A 21,126-nucleotide genomic window follows, 5' to 3' on the forward strand; every position below is an offset into this window, starting at 1 on the left:
CGGAGCCGCGGCGCGTCCGCCCGCCGCCGGGCCGCACGAGCTGTACGAACGGCACGTCTCCACCCGTCGCCGCCATCTGCGAAGGAGTTCTCGGTCATGACGAAGATCGTCAACCACTGGATCGGCGGCAGGACCGCCGAAGGCGCCTCGGGTACCTACGGCCCGGTGACGGACCCGGCGACCGGCGAGGTCACCACGAAGGTCGCGTTCGCGTCCGTCGAGGAGGTGGACGCCGCCGTCGCCGCCGCCAAGGAGGCGTACCTGAGCTGGGGCCAGTCCTCCCTGGCCACCCGCACCACCATCCTCTTCCGGTTCCGCGCGCTGCTCGACGCCCACCGCGACGAGATCGCCGAACTGATCACCGCCGAGCACGGCAAGGTGCACTCCGACGCCCTCGGCGAGGTGGCGCGCGGCCTGGAGATCGTCGACCTGGCCTGCGGGATCAGCGTGCAGCTGAAGGGCGAGCTGTCCACGCAGGTCGCCAGCCGCGTCGACGTGTCGTCCATCCGCCAGCCGCTGGGTGTCGTCGCCGGCATCACGCCGTTCAACTTCCCGGCGATGGTGCCGATGTGGATGTTCCCCCTCGCCATCGCCTGCGGCAACACCTTCGTCCTGAAGCCGTCCGAGAAGGACCCGTCGGCCTCGATCCGCCTCGCCGAACTCCTCTCCGAGGCCGGTCTCCCCGACGGCGTGTTCAACGTCGTCCACGGCGACAAGCTGGCCGTCGACCGCCTCCTCGCCCACCCCGACGTCAAGGCGGTCTCCTTCGTCGGCTCCACCCCGATCGCCCGCTACATCCACACCACCGCCTCCGCGAACGGCAAGCGCGTCCAGGCCCTCGGCGGCGCCAAGAACCACATGCTGGTCCTCCCCGACGCCGACCTCGACGCGGCGGCCGACGCCGCCGTCTCCGCGGCCTACGGCTCGGCCGGCGAGCGCTGCATGGCGATCTCCGCGGTCGTCGCCGTCGGCGCGATCGGCGACACCCTGGTGGAGAAGATCCGCGAGCGCGCCGAGAAGATCAAGATCGGCCCCGGCAACGACCCCACCTCCGAGATGGGCCCGCTGATCACCAAGGTCCACCGCGACAAGGTCGCCTCCTACGTGGCCGGCGCGGCCGACGAGGGCGCCGAGGTCGTCCTGGACGGCACCGGCTACACCGTCGACGGTCACGAGAACGGCCACTGGATCGGCATCTCCCTCCTCGACAAGGTGCCGACCACGGCGAAGGCCTACCAGGACGAGATCTTCGGCCCCGTCCTGTGCGTCCTGCGCACGGAGACCTACGAGGAGGCCCTGGACCTCATCAACAGCTCCCCCTTCGGCAACGGCACCGCGATCTTCACCCGCGACGGCGGCGCCGCCCGCCGCTTCCAGCTCGAGGTCGAGGCCGGCATGGTCGGCGTGAACGTCCCGATCCCGGTCCCCGTCGGCTACCACTCCTTCGGCGGCTGGAAGGACTCCCTCTTCGGTGACCACCACATCTACGGCAACGACGGCACGCACTTCTACACCCGCGGCAAGGTCGTCACCACCCGCTGGCCCGACCCGGCGGACGCCCCGGCCGGCGTCGACCTGGGCTTCCCCCGCAACCACTGAGCCCGAGCGGAGCGGCGCCCCCGCCCGCCGGGGGGGCGGGCCCCCCCCGCCACCCGCCCCAAACGCGCCGGGCCCCCCCCGCGCGGACGCCCCAACGCGGGCCGAGTTGCCCCCCCCAGGCCGGCGCGTACGCGGTGACGTCCTGAAGCGCCCGACCCGCCCCGAACCCGGATCCTCCACCAGCGCCCGCGCGGGATCACGCCCGTGCCGCGCGACGGCGCCAGCCGGTCCGCGTCCGGCGCGACCGTCCGTTCACCGCAGCGCGCCCCGGCGACTGCTCCGGCGGTCGAGCTCCCGCGACGCGGCCTCACGCGCGGGGCAGCCCCGCAAGCCGGCCAGGAGACGCAGCAGGAGACGGCACTCCTCGGCCGCGAGTTCGCGGGCGGTCGGGAGATCGCACCGCCCGAGGTCGATGAGCGGCTCGGCGTGCCACGCCGCGACCGTGGACGGGCGGCAGTCCAAGGCTGCGGAGCACAGAGAAAACCATCGGCGCGGACACCCGTGCCCGCCGTGCGCCGAACCCCGCCCACCATTGGGCGATATCCGCCGAAAACTCTCTTTTAGTTCCCCCGTGCTACCCGATGCACCGAAATGCAACCGCCATTTGATCCTCGACACCATGAAGAGGGACACTGCCCGGCGGATGCGTGTTCCCGGCCCGGTGGCACTCGCTTCAGTATTCTCCCGTGCGGGTCGTCAGAGACTATCTACCCAGGGATTACTGGGCAGTTGACCTCAGGGTTTCGTGGTAGCGTCCTTGTTCGGAGGGACAGTGCGACCTGAAAGGGAAATCGTGAACACGGAGAAGATCGCCGCTCGCCGCCTCTCGCTGGAAGAGGTGACGAAGCTCGGTGTGAAGGACAGGATCTTCGTTTCCGCCGACACGGCAGAACTCAAGCTTCCCGACTGCTATGTCCCTGCCTTTCTGACCAAGTCCGGTGAGGATTTCGAGGGCGGCTCGATCACGGCGAGGACCGTATTCCAGGAAGAGGTTTCCTGCCTTCCCGACGACGAGAATGAAGCCGGAATCTACGTGGCCGACGAGAACGGCCCGGTGACCATCGAGGTCCTTCAGTCCGCCGGTGTCGTGCTGGACCTGGCGCTTTTCGTCCCCGGTGGGGACAAGGGGTCCCTCTCGGCCCTTTACGCCGCGGCCCGGCAGGCGTTCGGCGCCGACGTCGTGCAGATCTGGCGCCAGGGCCTCAAGGAGGTTCCCGACGTGAAGGTCGACATCTTCGAGGAGCAGGTTCCCCGGGGACGCAAGGCGAGCGACAGCCCCAAGCGTGACCGTCGCGCGATCGACACCTACCCCACCCGTGCGGACTTCATCGAGTTCTCCGCGGGGTGGAAGCCGGTCGTCGAGATCCACAGGCCGGTCGTCGACGACACCCCGACCATCTGAGACCCCGACCGTCCGAGGCGGCGTTCCCTCTCGTCCAGGCCTGAGAGAACGCCGAGAACGCACGCGCCGGACCCGGTTCGTTCCTGAGCGGCCCGGGGAGCCGTCGGAAAACACCTCACGAACAACGCCCGGGGCGGACGGGCCGTCCGTGTACCACGGACGCGGTACGCGGCAGCCCTCCCGTACACCCCCGGGAGGTGCCCGGGTTCGGTCTCCGGTCGACATCTCGGCGACAGGTCGACCCCGTACCGTTGACGCATGGATCTTCGACTGCCCGGATCGCGATGGCCGCTGTCACGGCGGCCGCTGTCACGGCGGCCGCGACGGACCATCACCGCCGCGGCCGCCGCCGTCGTCGTGCTCGCCGGCGCCGGTACGTGGAGTGCCGTCGCCTCCGACGACGCGCTCGCGGTCACCCGCGCCGACCGGGTCATGAGCACGGGCGACGGGGTGCGCATCGACACCTCGTACTTCACCGCGGGACCCGGCGGCCGCCGCCCCGCCGTCCTGCTCGGGCACGGCTTCGGCGGCAGCAAGGACGACGTGCGGGAACAGGCCGAGGACCTCGCGCGCGACGGGTACGCGGTCCTCACCTGGTCCGCGCGCGGCTTCGGCGGGTCGACCGGGAAGATCGGGCTGAACGACCCCGACGGCGAGGTCGCCGACGTCTCCCGGCTGATCGACTGGCTCGCGGAGCGGCCCGAGGTCGAACTCGACGAGGACGGCGACCCGCGGGTCGGGATGGCGGGCGGTTCGTACGGGGGCGCCATCGCGCTGCTCGGCGCCGGGTACGACGACCGGGTCGACGCCATCGCCCCGGCGATCACCTACTTCGACCTCGCCGAGGCGCTCTTCCCGAACGGCGTCTTCAAGAAGCTGTGGGCCGGCGTCTTCGTCAACTCCGGCGGCGGCTGCGACAAGTTCGAGCCCGCGCTGTGCGCGATGTACGAGCGGGTCGCCGAGTCCGGCGTCCCGGACGCCGAGGCGCGCGAACTGCTCGAGGCGCGGTCGCCGTCCGCGGTCGCCGACCGCATCGACGTGCCCACGCTGCTGGTGCAGGGCCAGATCGACTCGCTCTTCCCGCTCGGCCAGGCCGACGCCGCCGCGCGGGCGATCCGCGCCAACGGCGCCCCGGTCGACGTCGACTGGATCGCCGGCGGGCACGACGGCGGCGACCCGGAGGACGACCGGGTGCGGGATCGCGTCCGGGCGTGGTTCGACCGGTACCTCAAGGACGACAAGGGCGCCGACACCGGCCCCGCCTTCCGCGTCACCCGCACCGGAGGGGTGGACTCCACCGACGGCCGGGCCGTGCTGAACGGCGCGAGCGCCGACACCTACCCCGGTCTGACGAACGGCGGCCGGTCCATCCCCCTCACCGGGCGTGAGCAGAGCTTCGCCAACCCGGCGGGAGCCGGCCCGCCCGCGATCTCCTCCCTGCCCGGCCTCGGCGGCTCCGGCGGACTCGCCCGGCTGTCCTCGCTCGGCGTCGGCGTCTCCCTGGACTTCCCGGGCCAGTACGCCCGCTTCGAGTCCGCCCCGGTCGGCGACGACCTGCGGATCACCGGCTCACCCACCGTCACCGTGCACGTGGAGTCGACCGGCGGCGACGCCGTCCTCTTCGGCAAGGTGTACGACGTCGGCCCGGACGGACGGCAACAGGTACTGCCCTCGCAGCTGGTCACACCGGTCCGCGTCGAGGACGCCGAGGCCGGCGAGGACGTGACCCTCACGCTCCCCGCCGTCGACCACGAGGTGCGCGAGGGCCACCGCCTGCGCCTGGTCCTGTCCTCCACCGACCTCGGCTACGCCTCCCCGGCCGCCCCGGCGACGTACACCGTCTCCCTGAAGAGCGACCTCACCGTGCCCACCGCGCCCGGCGTGACCACCGCCGCCGCCCCGCTGCCCGCATGGGTGGTGTGGCTGCCGGTCGCCGGCGCCCTGATCGCGCTCGCCCTGCTGCTCACCGGCCGCCGCCGCACCACCGCCCCGGCGCCCGACCCGGACCTGGCCGACGTGCCGCTCCAGATCACCGGCCTGAGCAAGCGCTACACCCGCTCCTCTGACCGGTACGCCGTGCGGGACCTGTCCTTCCGGGTCGAGAAGGGGCAGGTGCTCGGCCTGCTCGGGCCGAACGGCGCCGGCAAGACCACCACCCTGCGCATGCTGATGGGCCTCATCAAGCCCGACGGCGGCGAGATCCGCGTCTTCGGCCACGCCATCCGTCCCGGCGCCCCGGTGCTCTCCCGGGTCGGCGCCTTCGTCGAGGGCGCGGGCTTCCTGCCGCACCTGTCCGGCCGGGAGAACCTGGAGCTGTACTGGCGGGCCACGGGACGGCCGCCCGAGGACGCCCACCTGGAGGAGGCCCTGGAGATCGCCGGGCTCGGGGACGCGCTCGCCCGCGCGGTGCGCACCTACTCCCAGGGCATGCGCCAGCGCCTCGCCATCGCCCAGGCCATGCTCGGCCTGCCGGACCTGCTCATCCTCGACGAACCGACCAACGGACTCGACCCGCCGCAGATCCGCGAGATGCGCGAGGTGATGATCCGGTACGCGGCCGCCGGACGCACGGTGATCGTCTCCAGCCATCTGCTGTCGGAGGTCGAGCAGTCCTGCACCCACCTCGTGGTGATGGACCGCGGGCAGCTCGTCCAGGCCGGTCCGGTGCAGGAGATCGTCGGCTCCGGCGACACCCTGCTCGTCGGCACCGTCGCGCCCGTGGACGAGCCGGTCGCCGAGAAGATCGCCGCGCTGCCGGGCGTCGCCTCCGCCGTCCGCACCGACGAGGGGCTGCTGGTCCGGCTGGACGCCGACGGCACCGCCCCGCGCCTGGTCGCCGAACTGGTCCGGCTGGAGGTGCCCGTGGCGTCGGTGGGCCCGCACCGCCGCCTCGAAGACGCCTTCCTCACCCTGATCGGAGGTTCCGCATGAGCACGCTCACCGAGCGAGCCGAGCCCACCGAGCGGACCGAGGTCGCCGTCGGCTACCGCGCGGGCCGCACCCTGCCGCTGCGGGTGGAACTGGTCCGCCAGCTCAAGCGCCGCCGCACCCTCGTGATGGGCGCGATCCTCGCCGCCCTGCCGTTCGTGCTGGTGGCCGCCTTCGCGATCGGCGGCACACCGGACGGCGGCCCGGACGGCAACCGCGTCAACCTGATGGACACGGCCACCGCCTCCGGAGCCAACTTCGCCGCCGTCAACCTGTTCGTGTCCGCGGGCTTCCTGCTGGTCATCCCCGTCGCCCTGTTCTGCGGGGACACGGTCGCCTCGGAGGCCGGCTGGTCCTCCCTGCGCTATCTGCTCGCCGCGCCGGTGCCCCGGATGCGGCTGCTGTGGTCCAAGCTGATCGTCGGACTGGGGATGAGCCTGGCCGCGATGGTGCTGCTGCCGGTGGTGGCGCTCGTCGTCGGCACCGCCGCCTACGGCTGGGGTCCGCTGCAGATCCCCACCGGCGGCGCGCTCGACCCGCTTACGGCGGCGCAGCGGCTCGTGGTGGTAGTGGCGTACCTCTTCGTGTCGCAGCTGGTCACCGCCGGGCTCGCGTTCTGGCTGTCGACCCGCACCGACGCCCCGCTGGGCGCGGTCGGCGGCGCGGTCGGCCTGACCATCGTCGGCAACGTCCTGGACGCCGTCACCGCCCTCGGCGACTGGCGTCACTTCCTGCCCGCGCACTGGCAGTTCGCCTGGGCGGACGCCGTCCAGCCGACCCCGGAGTGGTCCGGGATGATCCAGGGCGCGTCGGTGTCCGTGACGTACGCGCTGGTGCTGTTCGCGCTGGCGTTCCGCGGTTTCGTCCGCAAGGACGTGGTGTCCTGACCCCCCCGGACCGCGCGCCCGCCGGCGCGGTCCAACCGGGTGAACCTGCGCAACCGATTCCGCCGAGTCGGGTTGATGAGGGAGTAGGCCATGCGGCAGCGGAGGGCCAGAACGCGTGGCCGCTCCCAATTCTTCAAGCAGGAAGACAACCACATTGCGACAGACCCTGAGCAGGGGAGTGTTCGTGGCGGCCGCCGCCGCCACGGGCATTCTGTCCCTGTACGGAACCCCCGCCCTCGCCGACTCGTACGCGGTGGGCGCTGCCGAGGACTCTCCCGGTGTGCTGTCCGGGAACAACGTGCAGGCGCCGGTCCACGGGCCGGTGAACAAGTGCGGCAACTCCGTCAACGTGGCCGGAGCCTTCAACGAGGCGGCCGACAACACCTGCGTCAACGGTTCCAGCGCGTCCGGGCACGGCAAGCACGGTGACTCCGCCGGTGGCGCGTACGCGGTGGGCGGCGCCAAGGGCTCTCCCGGTGTGCTGTCCGGGAACAACGTGCAGGCGCCGGTCCAGGGGCCGGTGAACGTGTGCGGCAACTCCGCCGACGTGGTCGGAGCCGGCAACTGGACGGCCGGCAACACCTGCGTCAACGGCTCCCACGGCCACGCGGAGAAGTCCACCGACAGCACGAAGGAGGAGAGCGCGTACGGCGACCCCTCGCACGGCGACTCCTCGTACGGCGACTCCGGTGGCGCGTACGCGGTGGGCGGTGCCGAGTGGTCGCCCGGCGTGCTGTCCGGGAACAACGTGCAGACATCGGTCGACGCACCGGTGAACGTGTGCGGCAACTCCGCCGACGTGTACGGCCTGTTCAACGGCGCCTACGGGAACGACTGCGCCAACGAAGGCGGTTACGACGAGGACGGGCCCGGCAAGGACGGGCCCGGCAAGGAGGAGCCGCCCGGCGGGGAGGACGAGCCGGGCAAGGAGGACCAGCCGGGCAAGGAGGACGAGCCCGGCAAGGAGACGCCGCCTCCGCCCACCCAGGTGAAGACGCCTCCCACGCACGAGGCCGAGAAGCCCCCGGCCGAGGAGGAGCAGCCGCCCGGCAACCTGCCGCACCTGGCGCTGACCGGCACCGAAGGCATGATCGCCGCCTCGGCCGCCGGTGCCGTCCTGATCACCGGCGGTGCGATGCTCTACCGCCGGAGCCGCCTGGCCTCCCGGAGCTAGCCCGGCCCTCGACGCCCGGCGTCGAACGGCGCCTCGGGACGGAGCGCCGGCCACCCCGCGGCCCCGCCGCACGGGCCGAGGACCGAACCGGGGGCGTCGGCTGCCGGGCCGCCCCCCACCGGCAGCCGCACCCGCACGGCGACGCGTCCCCCGGACCGGTCCCGGTCCGGGGGACGCCGCCGTCGGCACCGGTCGGTGCCGGACCTCCGACGACGGTCAGCCGCGCACCGGCGACGGCGCCCCGCTGCGACTGCCGGCCCCCGGAACGGAGACCATGCCGCGCGCCGGGGCCGACCCCAGCCGCCGGCGCACTCCCTGGACCAGGGTCGACGCCGTGAACGTCGCGCCGTACACGAAGCGCATCGCCGGGCCGAAACCGGACGCGGTCACCAGGCCCGCCAGGAACAGCCCGGGGTGCGACGACTCGAAACTGCGGCCGAGCAGCGGGGAACCGTCGGGCAGCGCCGCCAGCGTCCCGCGCAGCTCGGCGGAGAGCAGGGAGAGCCGGTCGCGGTGCGCCTTGAACCCCGTGGCGGCGATGACGTGCTCGGTCTCCAGGGAACGCCGGGAGCCGTCACGGCCGGCCAGCTCCAGGCGCAGCCCGCCCGGCACCGCGGCGGCCGCGGTGACCTCCTGGCCCGGCAACAGGTCCACCGCCCGCTCCACCCGGTCCCGCACCCACCACGCGCCCGCGGGGCCCAGCGCCGTGGCCGCGATCCGTAGCCGGGACGTCTGCGGCAGCCGCCGGAACAGAGCGGGACGCTCGGCGTAGAACCAGTTCCGCCAGCCGGGCCCGAGACCGCTGTGCGGTGAGCGCACCGACCGCCACCACGGACGCTCCCAGGGCGGCGGCACGTCGTTCCACCGCAGCCGCTCCGCCCGCGCCAGCACCCGTACCCGCGTGCCCTGTTCCGCGAGGAGCGCCGCCGTCTCCAGGGCCGCCTGGCCGCCGCCGATCACCGTGACGTCCTTGCCCTGGAAGTGGCCCAGGTCGCTGTGGTGGCTGCTGTGCGTCACCAGCGTCGGGTGCAGCCCGCGCAGGGCCGGCGGCACCTCGATGAACGGCATCACCCCGACCGCCAGCGCCACCGTCCGCGCGTGCAGCGCCTGCCCGTCCTCGGTGACCGCCGTGAAACCGCCGGGGCCGGACGACACCCGGGTGATCATGCGCTCGTCCACCTCCGGCACGGCGTTGTGGGCGAACCACAGGCCGTACGACGCGAACACCTCCACCGGGATCGGGTGCGCGTGACGTGCCGCCAGGCCCTGCTCGGCGCAGTACGCGTCCAGCTGCCAGCGCCCGTCCGGATCGGACAGGTTGGAGGCCCACGGCTCCGACTTCAGGAACATGCCGCCGGGCATGTGGTCCCGCCAGGACGCCATGGGCCGGCCGAACACGCGCAGGTTCAGCCCGGCGGCCGCGGCGTGCGACGCGATCGACAGACCGTACGGACCGGCGCCCACCACCAGGAGGTCGTACATCATCAGCTGCTCGCTTTCTCGTTGTCGGTCAGGGGGGACGTGGCCGCCCGGGGGGCCGGGCGGGGCGCCGGGGAAGCCGCCGGGAGCAGCCGCCGCCGCAGCCGGCCGGAGACATGGCGGGCCCACAGGGCCCACATCGCCCATCCGGGGGCGCGGTCGTCCCTGGCGTACCAGGCCAGTTCGCGTCCGCCGGGTGCCGTGCGCAGCGCGGCGAACGGCGCGTAGTTCTCCACCACGAACGACCGCCCGGCCACCGGATCCCCGGCCGGCAGCGGCCGCCCGGTCAGATCCAGGTGCAGGGCGCGTACGACGTCCACTCCCGCGCTGTCCGCGAAGAGCCGGAACTGGGCGCCGGGGCGCGGGTTGAAGTCGAGGAGGTGGTAGCGGCCGGTCGTGCCGCAGCGGCGGAAGTCGAGGTCGAAGACGCCGCGGTAACCGAGTTCGCCGGTGAGCCGTTCGGCGAGCTCCCGGACCTCGGGGTTGGGCGTCCAGTGACCCACCGCGGTCAGCCCCGCGCCGCGCGGCCAGGACAGCTGCTTGCGGCCCGGGCCGCCGGCGCGCACGGCGCCCGTACGGTCGGCGTAGCCGTGGAAGAACCAGTCCCGGTCCTCGCCCGGCGGCAGGTACTCCTGGAGCAGCAGCGGGCTGCCCGCCTCCGCGGTGCGCGCGTACAGCTCCCCGGCCTGCCGCGCGGAGTGCACCAGCTGGGTGCTGCGCAGTCCGCCGCCGGCCGGCAGCGTCCAGGGCCGGCTCCACTTCGCGACCAGCGGCAGTCCGAGCCGGTGGGCGTCGGCGGCGGCCCGCCGCGGGCTGTCCGGGACGAGCGTGAGCGGGTGCGGAACGTCCGCGGCGGCGCACACGGCGGCCAGTTCCGCCTTGTCGGCGACGCGTTCGGGCAGCGTGGCCGGCATCTCGGGCAGCAGGTAGGAGGGCGCGAGGTCGTCCCGCAGCCGGCCCGCGGCGATCGCGGTCGCGTCGTCCAGCGGGATCAGCACGGCCGGGCGTCCCACCCGGGCGGCCACCCGGCGCAGCACGGCGAGGACCTGCTGCGCGGACGCGCCCGGCGGCGGCGGGACGTGCGTGCCGCGGACGTAACGCGAGTGACGGACGGGACTTCCCGTGGAATCGGCGACGAGATGCACCTCCGCTCCCGCCCTGCCGAGCGACCGCACGGCGCCCAGCGTTCCGTGGTGAAAGGGATTCCGGTCGGTCCGCAGCAGTACGGCGGGGACACGGGTGTCGAGCAGCGACACGAATACTCACTTTCTTCTGGTACCGGCTCACCCGCACGGGCGAGCCCGGCACTCGAAAGCCGCAGTGACATTGGCACCGTCGTATTTCCTGTGCCTGAATCCATATGACTGTCCGTCAAAAAACAAGGATGTCGGGCAGAAAGCGGATGTGAATGAGAAGAGGAGCAGCCAATGGCCCCACAGCACAGGCGGGTCCGGGCCCGCGGAATGGCCGTGGGCGCGGCGGCGGTCGTCGTGTCCGCCGCCCTGGCGGCCGGACCCGCGGCCGGGTCGGCGCGCACCGGCGACTCCCGTCCGGCGGTGCCGTCCCCGGACGGGCCCGCGGCCACTCCCATGGCTCCCACGGCCTCGCAGGTCCCCACGGCCCCGCAGGCCCCCGTGGATCCGCAGGCCCCCGCGGACCCCCAGGCCCCCACGGCCCCGCAGGCCCCCGTAGACCCCCAGGTCCCCGTGGATCCACAGGCCGTGGTCCCTCAGGCCCCCGTGGTCCCGGACGTCGGCTTCCCGCCGGTCCCCGCCGTCCCGGACCTCGGCCTCCCGCCTGTTCCCACCCCGCTCCTGCCGGTGCCGCGCCCCCAGGTTCCGGCCTTCGGCGCCTTCCTCGCCTCCGACGCGCGCGGCGTGACCCGCATGAAGCAGCTCAGCCGCTGGCTGGGCGGCGCCGAGCTGCGCGTCGGCCACACCTACCTGCCCGGCAACCACTGGAGCGACATCGAGGGGGACATCGGCTTCCTCACGTCGTGGGCGCGCTGGCGCAACGCCGACGACGACCGGATGCTCGTCCTCAACGTCCCCATGCAGGAGCGCAACGAGGAGGGAGTCCCCGACCACGAGGTCCGGCAGTTGCTGCGGCGGGGCGCGGCCGGGGAGTTCGACCACCACTTCCGTGCCCTCGCCGAGCGGCTGGTCGAGCTGAAGGTGCCGGACACGGTGCTGGTGCTCGGCTGGGAGATGAACGGCGTCACCTACACCCACCGCTGCGGTCCCGACCCGGAATCCTGGAAGACGTACTGGAACCGGATCGTGAGAACCATGCGCGCGGTGCCGGGCCAGGAATTCCGTTTCGACTTCGCACCGAGCCGCGGCCGGGACGCCGTTCCCTGGACCCGGTGCTACCCCGGGGACGACACGGTCGACATCGTCGGCATGGATTCCTACGACCAGCCCGCCGGGCACTCCTTCGACGAACAGGTGAAGGAACCGTACGGACTCCAGGCGCACGTCGATTTCGCGAAGGCCCACGGAAAACCCATCTCCTATCCCGAATGGGGGCTCTTCCGCAACGGCGACAATCCCGAGTACATGCGGCGCATGCTCGCGTGGATCGACCGGCACAAGCCGCTCTACAACACGCTGACCGACTACTGCCCGCACGGAGTGTGGCAGTGCGACGACAACCCCGACTCGTCCCGCGTCTACAAGAGCGTGCTCTACGGACGCACGCACGAGGGGGAGCAGGACACCCCGGCACCCGCTCCCGTACCGACCGCGCCCGGCACACCGCCGCCGGGGAACTGCTCGCCGCTGGACCTGGGCCGGTGGGTGGAGTACTGGCTCGGCGGGAGACTCTGCCTCCGCTTCGACTGGTGGTCGCGCACCCGCTAGCGCCACCCCGGCCGCGTCACCGCTGCACATCGGCGGCGGTGGCCGGGCCGGGCACCGAGGCGGCGGGGGCGGGGTCGTCGTCCCGGCCGGACCGCCCCGGCCGGGCGAGCAGCACCAGGCCGCCCAGCAGGCCGCCCGCGCTCGCCCCCACCAGCGCGGTCACCGTCGGCGACGCGGACGAGGGCTTGCCCGGCTTCACCGCGCGCGAGAACTGCACGAGCCGGACCTGGGTGCTGCCCTTGGTGTCCTCGGCGTGCCGGGTCAGCGCGCGCGCGACCGCGTTGGCCATGTCGACGGCCAGTTCGGGCTGCTCGGAGGTGGCCGAGACGGCGACCATCGGCGCGTCCGGCGACGTCGCCGTGCGCACGCTGTTCCGCAGCGTCCGCACCGGCACCCCGGCCCACACCTGCGCGTCGCCGAGCACCGCGACCTGGGTGGCGACCCGGCCGTACGCCTGTGCGAAGCCGCTGGCCGTGTCCGGGGCGGCCTTGCCGGTCGGTACGGCGACGACGTAACTGGTGGCCGTGTACGCCCGGGGCGTGAGCAGGCCGTACGCGCCGCCGAGCAGGCCGCCGAGGAGCGTGCCCGCCACCAGCGCGGACCAGGCGGGCAGCTTTCTGACACGGTCCAGGGACGGACGGAGCCGACGGGGCGGGGTGTCGGTCATGACGGGCTTGCTCCCTCGAAGGTGCGGTGGGGGCTCATGGCGCGGCGGACGGCGACGAGCCGGCGACGGCCGCCGCGTACACGTCCATGAGGCGGGCTGTGCTGCGGGTGATGCTGTAGTGGTGCGCGGCCTGCCCGGCCGTACGCGGTCCGGGGCCCGCGGCACGGGCCTCGGTGATCGCGCGGGCGTACGCCCCGGGGCCGCCGCGCACCCGCCGGGCGTCGGCGCGGGCCCCGGGGGGCAGGTCCTCGATCGCCGGGCAGGAGGCGTAGAGCACGGGCAGGCCGCACGCCAGCGCCTCCACGGCGGCCAGACCGAAGGACTCCTCCGCGGACGGGGAGGCGAACAGGTCCATCGCCGCCGTCAGCGAGGGCAGGTCGGGGCCGGGGGTGCCGTCGGGGACGACGGGACGCTCACCGGTGAACAGGACCCGCCCTGCCACCCCGGCCTCGCGCGCGGTGCGGCGCAGCACGTGCTCCTCGGGACCGCCGCCCACCAGCAGCAGCCAGTGGTCCTCCGGCAGCAGGGTGAGCGCGCGGACGAGGACGTCGAACCGCTTGCCCCGGGTGAGCCGGCCGACGCCGCCGACGACGAACGCGCCCTCCGGCAGGCCCAGGCGCCGGCGGGTGTGCTCCCGCCGCTCCGGGTCGAAGCGGAAACGGTCCAGGTCGATGCCGTTGGGGACGACCTCGATGCGGGGGGCGGGCACGCCCCAGCGCTTCAGCCGGTCGGCCACCGTCGGGGAGACGGCGACCGTCGCCGACCCGAGCCGCTCGCTCGCCAGGTACAGCGCGCGCACCCCGGCCGTCAGCCTGCGGCCCTCCATCTGGGTGTCGCCCAGCGAGTGCTCGGTCGCCACCACCGCACGGACCCCGGCGATCCGGGCGGCGATCCTGCCGTAGACGCAGGCCCGGTACAGGTGCGTGTGCACGAGGTCGTAGCCGCCGGCGCGGATCACCCGGACCAGGCGGGGGAGCGCGGCCAGGTCGCGGTTGCCGCCCATGCCCAGGTGCACGACGCGCACGCCGTCGGCGCCGAGCCCGTCGGCGACCGCGCCGGGGTTGGTGAGCGTCACCACGTCGCAGTCGACCGGCAGATGACGCAGCAGCAGCCGCAACTGCTGCTCGGCACCGCCGACACCGAGCCCGGTGATGATGTGCAGCGCCCTCATCACACGCCCTCCACCGGGCGCCGGCGCAGCCGGTGCAGCCGGAGCTTGAGGCGCAGGCGCAACGCCGTGTCGTTCTGCCCGACGTGCGCGCGGGGCAGGGCGTGCGGGCCGGTCAGCGGGCCGGGGTCGATGGCGCAGGCGTAGGTGTAGCCCGCTTTCCGCACGGCCTCGACGGCGCGCGCGTCGACCGTGCCGTACGGGTAGCAGAACCCGTGGACCGGGGCGCCGGTCAACTCGGCGAGCAGGGCGCGGCTCTCGGCGACCTCGGCGGTGAGCGCGGCGTCGTCCGCGCGGGTCAGGTCGATGTGGGTGAGGCCGTGCGAGCCGATCTCCACGCCCGCGTCGGCGGCGCGCCGGATGCCGTCCGCGGTCAGCAGCGGCTTGCGCGGGCCGAGCGGGTCCCAGGCGTTGTCGCCGCCGAGCCGGCCCGGCAGGACGAAGAGGGTGGCGCCGCAGCGGAAGCGGCGCAGCAGCGGCAGGGCGCCGGTGAGGAAGTCGGCGTAGCCGTCGTCGAAGGTGAGGCCGACCAGGTTCCGGCCCTCGCCCCGGGCGCGCGCGGCGAGGAGTTCGGCGACGGACACGCCGCGCAGCCCCTGCCGGCACAGCCAGGCCAGCTGCCGCCCGAGCCGCCCGGGAGTGACGGTGATGCGGTACGGATCGTCCGAGCAGTCGCCCACCGAGTGGTACATCGCCACCCAGGGGACGGGGCCCGGACGGGGCGCGGAGGGTCTGCCGGCGGCGACGGAATCAACGGGAGCGGCCATGTGTGAGCCTTCGTGTGACGGTGCGCACGGAGCGCAGTGCGGATGCTGATGCGGATACGGAACGCCGGGCGACCGGGACGGGCAGGGCGAGCGGCACGAAGACGGCGGCCACGGCCGGACAGCCGGCCGCGAGGGCGGCCACCGGGGACTCGAAGCGGCTCGCGGCGAACACCCCGGCGGCGACGGCGAGGACCGAGGCGAGCACGGGCCGGCCCAGCCGGCCCAGGACCTCGCGGACGCCGACCGTGACGCCGGCCGTGCCGCCGGGGCGGGACGCGCGCAGGCCGGTCAGCAGCAGTACGGCCGTGGCGGTGATGCCGAAGGCGTTGGCGGCGGCGATCCCCGCCACCCCCCAGCGGCCCACGGTCGCGGCACCGACCAGGGACGTGACGACGATGCCGGCCGCCATCACACCGAGGGGGTACCAGCTGGGGCGGCCCGCCGAGAAGTAGCAGCGGACGAGGGCGCCCACGAGGGTCTGGCCGAGCAGGCCCAGGGCGTACACGCGCATGACGTTCGCCGTGGCGGTGGTGTCGGCTGCGGTGAACGCGCCCCGCTGGAAGAGCAGTTCGATCATCTGCGGGGCGCAGGCGATCACCGCGCACATGCCGGCCAGCACCACACAGGACGCCAGCACCAGGTCCCGTTCCACCCGGGCGCGGGCCCGGCGGGTGTCGCCCTCGGCGAGCGCCTGCGCCACCACGGGGAAGGTGACGGTGCACACCATCAGCGACAGCGTCATCGGGATCTGGGCGACCTTCTGCGCGTAGTTGAGGTGCGAGATGGACCCGGCGGGCAGGGACGACGCCAGGAACCGTTCGACGAGGACCTGCGACTGGCGGCACAGCGCGAACAGCAGCACGGCGGCGATCAGGGCGAGCCGCACCGGCCGCTCCCCGTCCGCCGGCCCGGTCGCGGCGGGCGCGGGCGCGGGCGCGGGCGACGCCAGCCGGCGCCACAGCGACGGCAGTTGCACCGCCACCATCAGACAGCCGCCCACCGCGACCCCGACCGCCGCCGCGCGCACCCCCCACGCGCCGCCGAGCAGGAACATCGTCGCCACGATGCCGGTGTTGTACGCGACGTAGATCGCCGCCGGCGCGAAGAAACGGCGGTGCGCCCGCAGGGCGGCGCTGCAGTACCCGGCGAGCCCGAAGGCCAGCAGGCTGAGCGCGGTGATGCGGGTGCAGTCGACGGCGAGGCGGGGATCGGACAGGCCGGGCGCCAGGACGCGGACCAGGTACGGGGCCCCGGCGGCGACCAGCGCCGTCACCGCGGCGAAGGCGAGGCACAGCCGGGGCAGGGTGGCCCTGACCAGATCGCGCACCGGGTCGCCGGGCGCACCCCGGGCCCGGCGCGCCAGCGCCACGCTGAACGCCGGGATCAGCGCGATCGCCAGCCCGTCCTCGATCAGCAGCGTCGCGGCGATCTCCGGCACCGTCCACGCGACCAGGAAGGCGTCCGTGTCGCTCCCGGCCCCGAACAGCCGCGCCAGCGACTGGTCCCGCACCAGCCCGAGCACCGACCCGGCGATGGACAGCGCCGCCGTCCCCAGCGCGGCCCGGGCGAGGAACCTCCGGGACACCGTGCCCGACTCGCCACCGTCACCACCCGCCCCGACGGCACGCGTCACGGACGGCACCCCCGGACCACCCCCCGCCACGCCCTCGGCCCCACCGGGCACGGAGCCACCGGCTGCCGTGCATGTGCCGGCCGCCGTACCGGTGGATCCGGGTTCCGCGGGCCGGGGTCCGTCCGGTGTGGGGGCGTCCGTCGCGGGCCGATCGGAGGCGGGGCCGCCGGTGCTGAGCCCGCCGGGCGCGGGGCCACCGGCCACCGTGCGTGCGTCGGCTGTCGTGCGTGTGCCGGCCGTTGTGTGAGTGCTGGCCGCCGTACCGGTGGATCCGGGTTCCGCGGGCCGACCGGAGGCGGGATTGCCGGTCCTGAGCCTGCCGGTCGTCGTGTGTGTGCCGGCCGTCGTGCCGGTGGGTCCGGGTTCCGCGGGCCGGGGTCCGTCCGGTGTGGGGGCGTCCGTCGCGGGCCGGCCGGAACCGGGAGTCCGTGAAGGCAGCATCGTCATCGGGTCGCGGCCTCCTCGGTGCGGGCGGGCGCTGCGCCCCGCGGGGCGGCGCCCGCCCGGTCCTCGTGGGACAGCGCCCACCACGCCGTCAGGCCCAGCGCCATGCCGGTCAGGACGGTCGAGGGGCCGCCGATGTCGCCGTAGACGAAGTCGGTGAGCAGCCAGAGCAGGAGGCCGACGGCGACGAGCGCGCAGTCGAGGCCGGGGCCGCGGCGGCGGACCCGCAGCAGGCGCCGCAGCGCGCACACCAGCAGCGCCAGCCAGCCCCCGGCGAGCGCCAGCAGCCCGATCAGGCCCTGCTCGCTCAGCACCAGCAGGTACATGCTGTGCGGCGACAGCAGCGCCTGCTTGTGGTACTCCGTACCCGCGCCCGCGATGTCGCTGCCCGAGGACAGCGCCAGAGTGGCGTGCCCGTCGCGGTACTCGGGGAAGTTCTTCAGCCCCACCCCGGTCCACGGGTGCTCGCGCCACATGCCGGTCGCCGCCGCCCACAGGGTGTACCGGTCGACGACGGACTGGTCGGGCGTGCCGGTGACCTCCGTGATGCTGTCGATCCGCTCCTGCAGCATCGCCGTACCGGTCCCGAGCCCGCCCACCAGCACGACACCCGCCGCGACCACGGCCGCCGCCACCTTCACCGCGCGCCGCAGCCCCGCCAGCACCAGCTGCACCGCGCACGCCAACGCGGTTGCGATCCAGGCGCCCCGGCTGAAGGACAGCGCCAGCGGCAGCACCAGGGCCAGGGCGCACCCGGCGGCGGCCGTCCGCTGCCGCACCGGGGCCCGTCCCAGCGCGATCCCCGCCGCGCACACCACGCCCAGCGAGACCGCCGTCGCCATGCCCATCACGTCCTGCGCCCCGAAGGTGCCGACCGCGCGGACGGTCTCGCCCTGGTACGAGGCGCCGGTCCCGGTGACGTACTGGTGCACCCCGACGGCCCCCTGCCACAGGGCGAGCCCCACGAACGACCAGGCCAGCACCCGGAAGTCGGCCCGGCCGCGGAGCAGCACCAGGACAACGGCCGGGACGAGCACGAAGACCTGCAGGTAGCGGCCCAGGCCGTCGAACGCCGCCTGGGGCGAGGCCGCCCCCATGGCGGCGAGCGCCACCCCCGCGACCGGCAGTCCCAGCACCACGGCCGCGCGGGGCGACAGCGGGCGCCGCCGTTCCCGCAGCAGCCGGATCACGCAGTACCCGGCCACCAGCGCGGACACCACGTCGGCGGGCCCCGCGCCGCCCCCCGCCGACGGCAGGCCCGCCAGGGCGACCACCGCCACCAGCGGCAGGACCGGCGCCAGGGCGGCAACGGCTCGGCGCGGCGGGACGAGGACGTGACTCACGTGACGTCAGCTCCCCGTCGGCCGGACCAGCGTGGCCGCGGTGCGCAGCAGGATGCAGACGTCCCGCCACAGCGACCAGTCGTCGATGTAGGCGTTGTCGAACCGGCACCGGTCCTCGATCGAGGTGTCGCCGCGCAGCCCGTGGACCTGCGCCAGACCGGTGATGCCGGTACGCATCCGGTGCCGGGCCGCGTAACCGGGATACGTCTGGCTGAACTGCCCGACGAAGTAGGGGCGTTCGGGCCGGGGCCCGACCAGGCTCATGTCGCCGCGGAGCACGTTCCACAGCTGGAGCAGCTCGTCCAGCGAGGTGCGCCGCAGCATGCGGCAGAACCAGCGCATCTCGTGCTCGCCCGCCACGCTCCACCGGGTCGCCGACTCGTGTTCGTCGACCGGGCGGTGGGTGCGGAACTTCAGCAGCGTGAACGGCTCCCCGTCGCGGCCGATGCGCTCCTGCCGGAACACCACACCCGGCCCGTCGGCCAGCCGCAGCGTCACGGCGCACACCAGCAGCAGCGGGCCGGCCAGCAGCAACAGCGTCCCCGAGACCAGGATGTCGAGCAGCCGCTTGCCGAGGCCGCCGCCGCGCACCGGGGCGAAGTCCAGTCGGCGGCAGGAGAACCCGGCCAGCCGCTCCCGCGCCGGGTACGGCGCCGGAGCGGCGTCGATCTCCCAGACCGCGCAGCCCGACCCGGCCAGTGCCCGCAGCAGCGGCCCCTGTTCGGTCCGTACCGAGGGATGGACGGCGAGCACCACCCGCACCCCGTTCTGGATGACGGCCCGCTCGACCTCCTCGTCCGTGCGCAGCACCGGCACGCCTTCGGCGCCGTCCGGCTGGTCGGTGACGATTCCCACCGGCCGCATCCCGCAGCGCGGGTGGCGCAGCACGGCGGCGGCCACGCGCTGCGCGGTCCCGGCCGGCCCGATGACGAGCGCGGCGTGCGGGCGGCGCAGCAGCGCGGCCCGCCGCCGCCCGTGCACGGCCGCGCGCAGCACGCAGGCCGTCGCCGCCTGCACGGCCAGTCCGGTCAGCACGGTGCCGGCGGACAGCGCGTGCTCCGGCCGGTACGCGGCCCACAGCGCGGCGCCGGCCGTCCAGACCACCGCGACACGGCCGCACACGGCGGGCAGTTCCTCCAGCAGTTCCGGCACCGGCGGCCGGGTGTCACGCGGGCGCAGCAGCAGCGACACCGCGATCAGCAGGGCGATGAGCAGGGGATGGCGCAGGGCCCCGGGCAGCACCAGCGCGGCGGGCAGGACGGCGGCACCGTCCGCGACGAGCAGCGGCAGCGGTGAGGCCGTCCGGGGCGGCGCGGCGGACAGGCGGGGGCCGGTGTCGGTGCCGCGCGGCGACATGACGGAGACGGGCGAGGAGGGGAATCCGTGGTCCCGCGGCGGCACGCCGGGGGAGGGCACGGTGTGTTCGGCAGTCACGAGTGGAGGCACTCCCTGTGCTCGGGGGGATCGACGTGGGATGTCGTCCGGTCGGCCTCGGCGTCACCGGCCGCCCGGCACGGGCGTGTCCTCGCCGTGGCGGGCCGGGTGCCGAGCAGGTCGTGGTAGACGTCGGCGACCGCACGCGCGGTGTGCCGCACGTCGTGGAGGGACAGCACGTGCCGGCGGCCCCGGTCGCCCAGGGACGCGCGCAGTGCCGGGTCGAGCAGCAGCCCGCCGACCGCCCCCGCCAGGGCCCGGGGATCCTCCGGCGGCACCACGCACGGAGCGGTGAAGGAGGGCGGCAGGCTCTCGCGGGCGCCGTCGACGTCCGTGACGACCACGGGCCGCCCGCAGGCCATCGCCTCCAGCGGGGCCAGCGCCATGCCCTCCCAGCGGGACGGCAGGACGACGAGGTCGGCGGCCTGGTACCAGGGGGCGGTGTCCGCGACGGCCCCCGCGAACAGCACGGAGCCGGGCGCGGCCGCGCGCAGCCGGTCACGGTCCGGCCCGTCGCCGACCAGTACGAGACGGGCTTCGGGCACCCGGCGCAGCACGGCGTTCCAGGCCCGCAGCAGGACGTCCTGTCCCTTCTGCCGGCACAGCCGGCCCACGCACACGACGAGCGGCGCCCGCGGGTCCGGCCCGGCCGGCGGCACGAGTCCGGCCCGTACGGGGCCGGCGGGCGCCGGGCGGAAACGGTCGGGGTCGATGCCGTTGGGCACGACGACCCAGTGGCCGGTGATCCCGGCGCGCACGCCGGTGGCGCGTTCCGCCTCGCTCACGCACACCATCCGCGCGGCCCAGCGGGCCGCCCACCGCTCCCAGCGCAGCGCGAGGGCCGCCGTGCTCCCGCCCACCGCCTCGAACGACCAGGCGTGCGGCTGGAACACCGTGGGGATGCGGCCGCGCACCACGAGCCGCCCGGCGAGCCCGGCCTTCGCGCTGTGCGCGTGCACCAGGTCGGGGCGCACCTCGTCGATCAGCCGGGCCAGCTGCCGCACCTCCCGCGCCAGCGAGACGCCCGGCGAACGCGTCGCCTCCCAGTGCCGTACGTGCGCGCCGAGCGACCGCAACCGGCCGGAGAGCGCGCCGGCGGGACAGACCGCGGTGACGTGCAGGCCGTCCGCGAGCTGGGCCCGCACCAGGTCCGTCACGACACGCGCCACTCCGCCGTCCACCGGCTGGGTGAGGTGCAGGACCCGTGGCCGGCGGCCACCGGCCACGGGGGTCGCGAGGTCTGCGAGGTCCGCGGGGTTCGCAAGGTCCGCGGGGACCACAGGGTCCGTGGGGGTCGCGGGCAGGGTTTCCGTGTTCCCGAAGGCGCTCGGCGCGGACGC

Annotated in this window: 16 protein-coding genes; 6 read left to right on the top strand and 10 right to left on the bottom strand. The window is 74.5% G+C overall.

The features are described 5' to 3' along the window. Positions 1-96 precede the first annotated feature (96 nt). Positions 97-1,599 carry a CoA-acylating methylmalonate-semialdehyde dehydrogenase gene (gene mmsA / locus ACH5AO_RS04240; RefSeq protein ID WP_398921588.1) on the top strand — a complete coding sequence of 501 codons (1,503 nt, stop codon included), beginning with the start codon at positions 97-99 and terminating at the stop codon, positions 1,597-1,599. 252 nt (positions 1,600-1,851) lie between these two features. On the opposite strand, the gene ACH5AO_RS04245 is transcribed toward mmsA, so the two are convergent. Further along, on the bottom strand, positions 1,852-2,061 hold the full coding sequence (locus tag ACH5AO_RS04245; RefSeq protein ID WP_398921591.1) for a hypothetical protein: 210 nt from the start codon (positions 2,059-2,061) through the stop codon (positions 1,852-1,854). A 331-nt stretch (positions 2,062-2,392) separates the two neighbouring features. Here ACH5AO_RS04245 and ACH5AO_RS04250 point away from each other — a divergent pair, with 331 nt between their 5' ends. The 4 genes from ACH5AO_RS04250 (at position 2,393) to ACH5AO_RS04265 (ending at position 7,990) form a co-directional block, all read left to right on the top strand. Next, complete coding sequence (locus tag ACH5AO_RS04250) at positions 2,393-3,001, top strand: hypothetical protein (RefSeq protein WP_398921593.1); 609 nt, start codon at positions 2,393-2,395, stop codon at positions 2,999-3,001. A 258-nt stretch (positions 3,002-3,259) separates the two neighbouring features. Beyond that, complete coding sequence (locus ACH5AO_RS04255) at positions 3,260-5,932, top strand: alpha/beta fold hydrolase (protein ID WP_398921595.1); 2,673 nt, start codon at positions 3,260-3,262, stop codon at positions 5,930-5,932. Continuing rightward, on the top strand, positions 5,929-6,816 hold the full coding sequence (locus ACH5AO_RS04260; protein WP_398921597.1) for an ABC transporter permease: 888 nt from the start codon (positions 5,929-5,931) through the stop codon (positions 6,814-6,816). The genes ACH5AO_RS04255 and ACH5AO_RS04260 overlap by 4 nt, the downstream gene beginning before the upstream one ends. A gap of 154 nt (positions 6,817-6,970) precedes the next feature. Further along, positions 6,971-7,990, top strand: a complete 1,020-nt coding sequence (locus ACH5AO_RS04265; protein ID WP_398921600.1) for a chaplin — start codon at positions 6,971-6,973, stop codon at positions 7,988-7,990. A 216-nt stretch (positions 7,991-8,206) separates the two neighbouring features. Here ACH5AO_RS04265 and ACH5AO_RS04270 read toward each other — a convergent pair whose 3' ends face one another. Both ACH5AO_RS04270 and ACH5AO_RS04275 read right to left on the bottom strand, forming a co-directional pair. After that, on the bottom strand, positions 8,207-9,472 hold the full coding sequence (locus ACH5AO_RS04270) for an NAD(P)-binding domain-containing protein (RefSeq protein ID WP_398922000.1): 1,266 nt from the start codon (positions 9,470-9,472) through the stop codon (positions 8,207-8,209). Between the two features lie 2 nt (positions 9,473-9,474). After that, the gene (locus ACH5AO_RS04275) at positions 9,475-10,725 is read right to left on the bottom strand and encodes an ATP-grasp domain-containing protein (RefSeq protein ID WP_398921602.1); all 1,251 of its coding nucleotides are present in this window, start codon (positions 10,723-10,725) and stop codon (positions 9,475-9,477) included. Positions 10,726-10,896: 171 nt separating this feature from the next. On the opposite strand from ACH5AO_RS04275, the gene ACH5AO_RS04280 reads away from it, so the two are divergent. Then, a complete protein-coding gene (locus ACH5AO_RS04280; protein WP_398921604.1) occupies positions 10,897-12,330 on the top strand; it encodes a glycosyl hydrolase in 1,434 nt (477 codons plus the stop codon). 16 nt (positions 12,331-12,346) lie between these two features. Here the strand turns inward: ACH5AO_RS04280 and ACH5AO_RS04285 are convergent, their stop codons facing one another. The 7 genes from ACH5AO_RS04285 to ACH5AO_RS04315 all read right to left on the bottom strand — a co-directional run bounded on the left by ACH5AO_RS04285 (position 12,347) and on the right by ACH5AO_RS04315 (position 21,012). Then, complete coding sequence (locus ACH5AO_RS04285; RefSeq protein ID WP_398921606.1) at positions 12,347-12,997, bottom strand: lipopolysaccharide biosynthesis protein; 651 nt, start codon at positions 12,995-12,997, stop codon at positions 12,347-12,349. Positions 12,998-13,031: 34 nt separating this feature from the next. Then, positions 13,032-14,168 (bottom strand): glycosyltransferase, encoded by a 1,137-nt coding sequence (locus ACH5AO_RS04290; protein WP_398921608.1) that lies wholly within the window; start codon positions 14,166-14,168, stop codon positions 13,032-13,034. Then, positions 14,168-14,932: a polysaccharide deacetylase family protein gene (locus ACH5AO_RS04295; protein WP_398921610.1), complete on the bottom strand. Its 765-nt coding sequence runs from the start codon at positions 14,930-14,932 to the stop codon at positions 14,168-14,170. Before ACH5AO_RS04295 ends, ACH5AO_RS04290 begins: the two co-directional genes overlap by 1 nt. Next, a complete protein-coding gene (gene murJ, locus ACH5AO_RS04300; RefSeq protein ID WP_398921612.1) occupies positions 14,916-16,565 on the bottom strand; it encodes a murein biosynthesis integral membrane protein MurJ in 1,650 nt (549 codons plus the stop codon). Before murJ ends, ACH5AO_RS04295 begins: the two co-directional genes overlap by 17 nt. A 443-nt stretch (positions 16,566-17,008) precedes the next feature. Then, positions 17,009-18,352 carry an O-antigen ligase family protein gene (locus tag ACH5AO_RS04305; protein WP_398921614.1) on the bottom strand — a complete coding sequence of 448 codons (1,344 nt, stop codon included), beginning with the start codon at positions 18,350-18,352 and terminating at the stop codon, positions 17,009-17,011. Positions 18,353-18,358: 6 nt separating this feature from the next. After that, positions 18,359-19,786 carry an exopolysaccharide biosynthesis polyprenyl glycosylphosphotransferase gene (locus tag ACH5AO_RS04310; protein WP_398921616.1) on the bottom strand — a complete coding sequence of 476 codons (1,428 nt, stop codon included), beginning with the start codon at positions 19,784-19,786 and terminating at the stop codon, positions 18,359-18,361. Continuing rightward, a complete protein-coding gene (locus ACH5AO_RS04315) occupies positions 19,783-21,012 on the bottom strand; it encodes a glycosyltransferase family 4 protein (RefSeq protein ID WP_398921618.1) in 1,230 nt (409 codons plus the stop codon). Before ACH5AO_RS04315 ends, ACH5AO_RS04310 begins: the two co-directional genes overlap by 4 nt. Positions 21,013-21,126 lie beyond the last annotated feature (114 nt).

This window comes from Streptomyces sp. NPDC018964 (assembly GCF_044390325.1).
GTDB lineage: Bacteria > Actinomycetota > Actinomycetes > Streptomycetales > Streptomycetaceae > Streptomyces.

Excerpts from the sequence above, each read along its gene's own strand:
- ACH5AO_RS04295 (WP_398921610.1), bottom strand. The coding sequence starts at position 14,932 with ATGGCCGCTCCCGTTGATTCCGTCGCCGCCGGCAGACCCTCCGCGCCC.
- ACH5AO_RS04270 (WP_398922000.1), bottom strand. The coding sequence starts at position 9,472 with ATGTACGACCTCCTGGTGGTGGGCGCCGGTCCGTACGGTCTGTCGATC.
- ACH5AO_RS04260 (WP_398921597.1), top strand. The coding sequence starts at position 5,929 with ATGAGCACGCTCACCGAGCGAGCCGAGCCCACCGAGCGGACCGAGGTC.
- ACH5AO_RS04290 (WP_398921608.1), bottom strand. The coding sequence starts at position 14,168 with ATGAGGGCGCTGCACATCATCACCGGGCTCGGTGTCGGCGGTGCCGAG.
- ACH5AO_RS04285 (WP_398921606.1), bottom strand. The coding sequence starts at position 12,997 with ATGACCGACACCCCGCCCCGTCGGCTCCGTCCGTCCCTGGACCGTGTC.
- mmsA (WP_398921588.1), top strand. The coding sequence starts at position 97 with ATGACGAAGATCGTCAACCACTGGATCGGCGGCAGGACCGCCGAAGGC.
- ACH5AO_RS04255 (WP_398921595.1), top strand. The coding sequence starts at position 3,260 with ATGGATCTTCGACTGCCCGGATCGCGATGGCCGCTGTCACGGCGGCCG.
- ACH5AO_RS04280 (WP_398921604.1), top strand. The coding sequence starts at position 10,897 with ATGGCCCCACAGCACAGGCGGGTCCGGGCCCGCGGAATGGCCGTGGGC.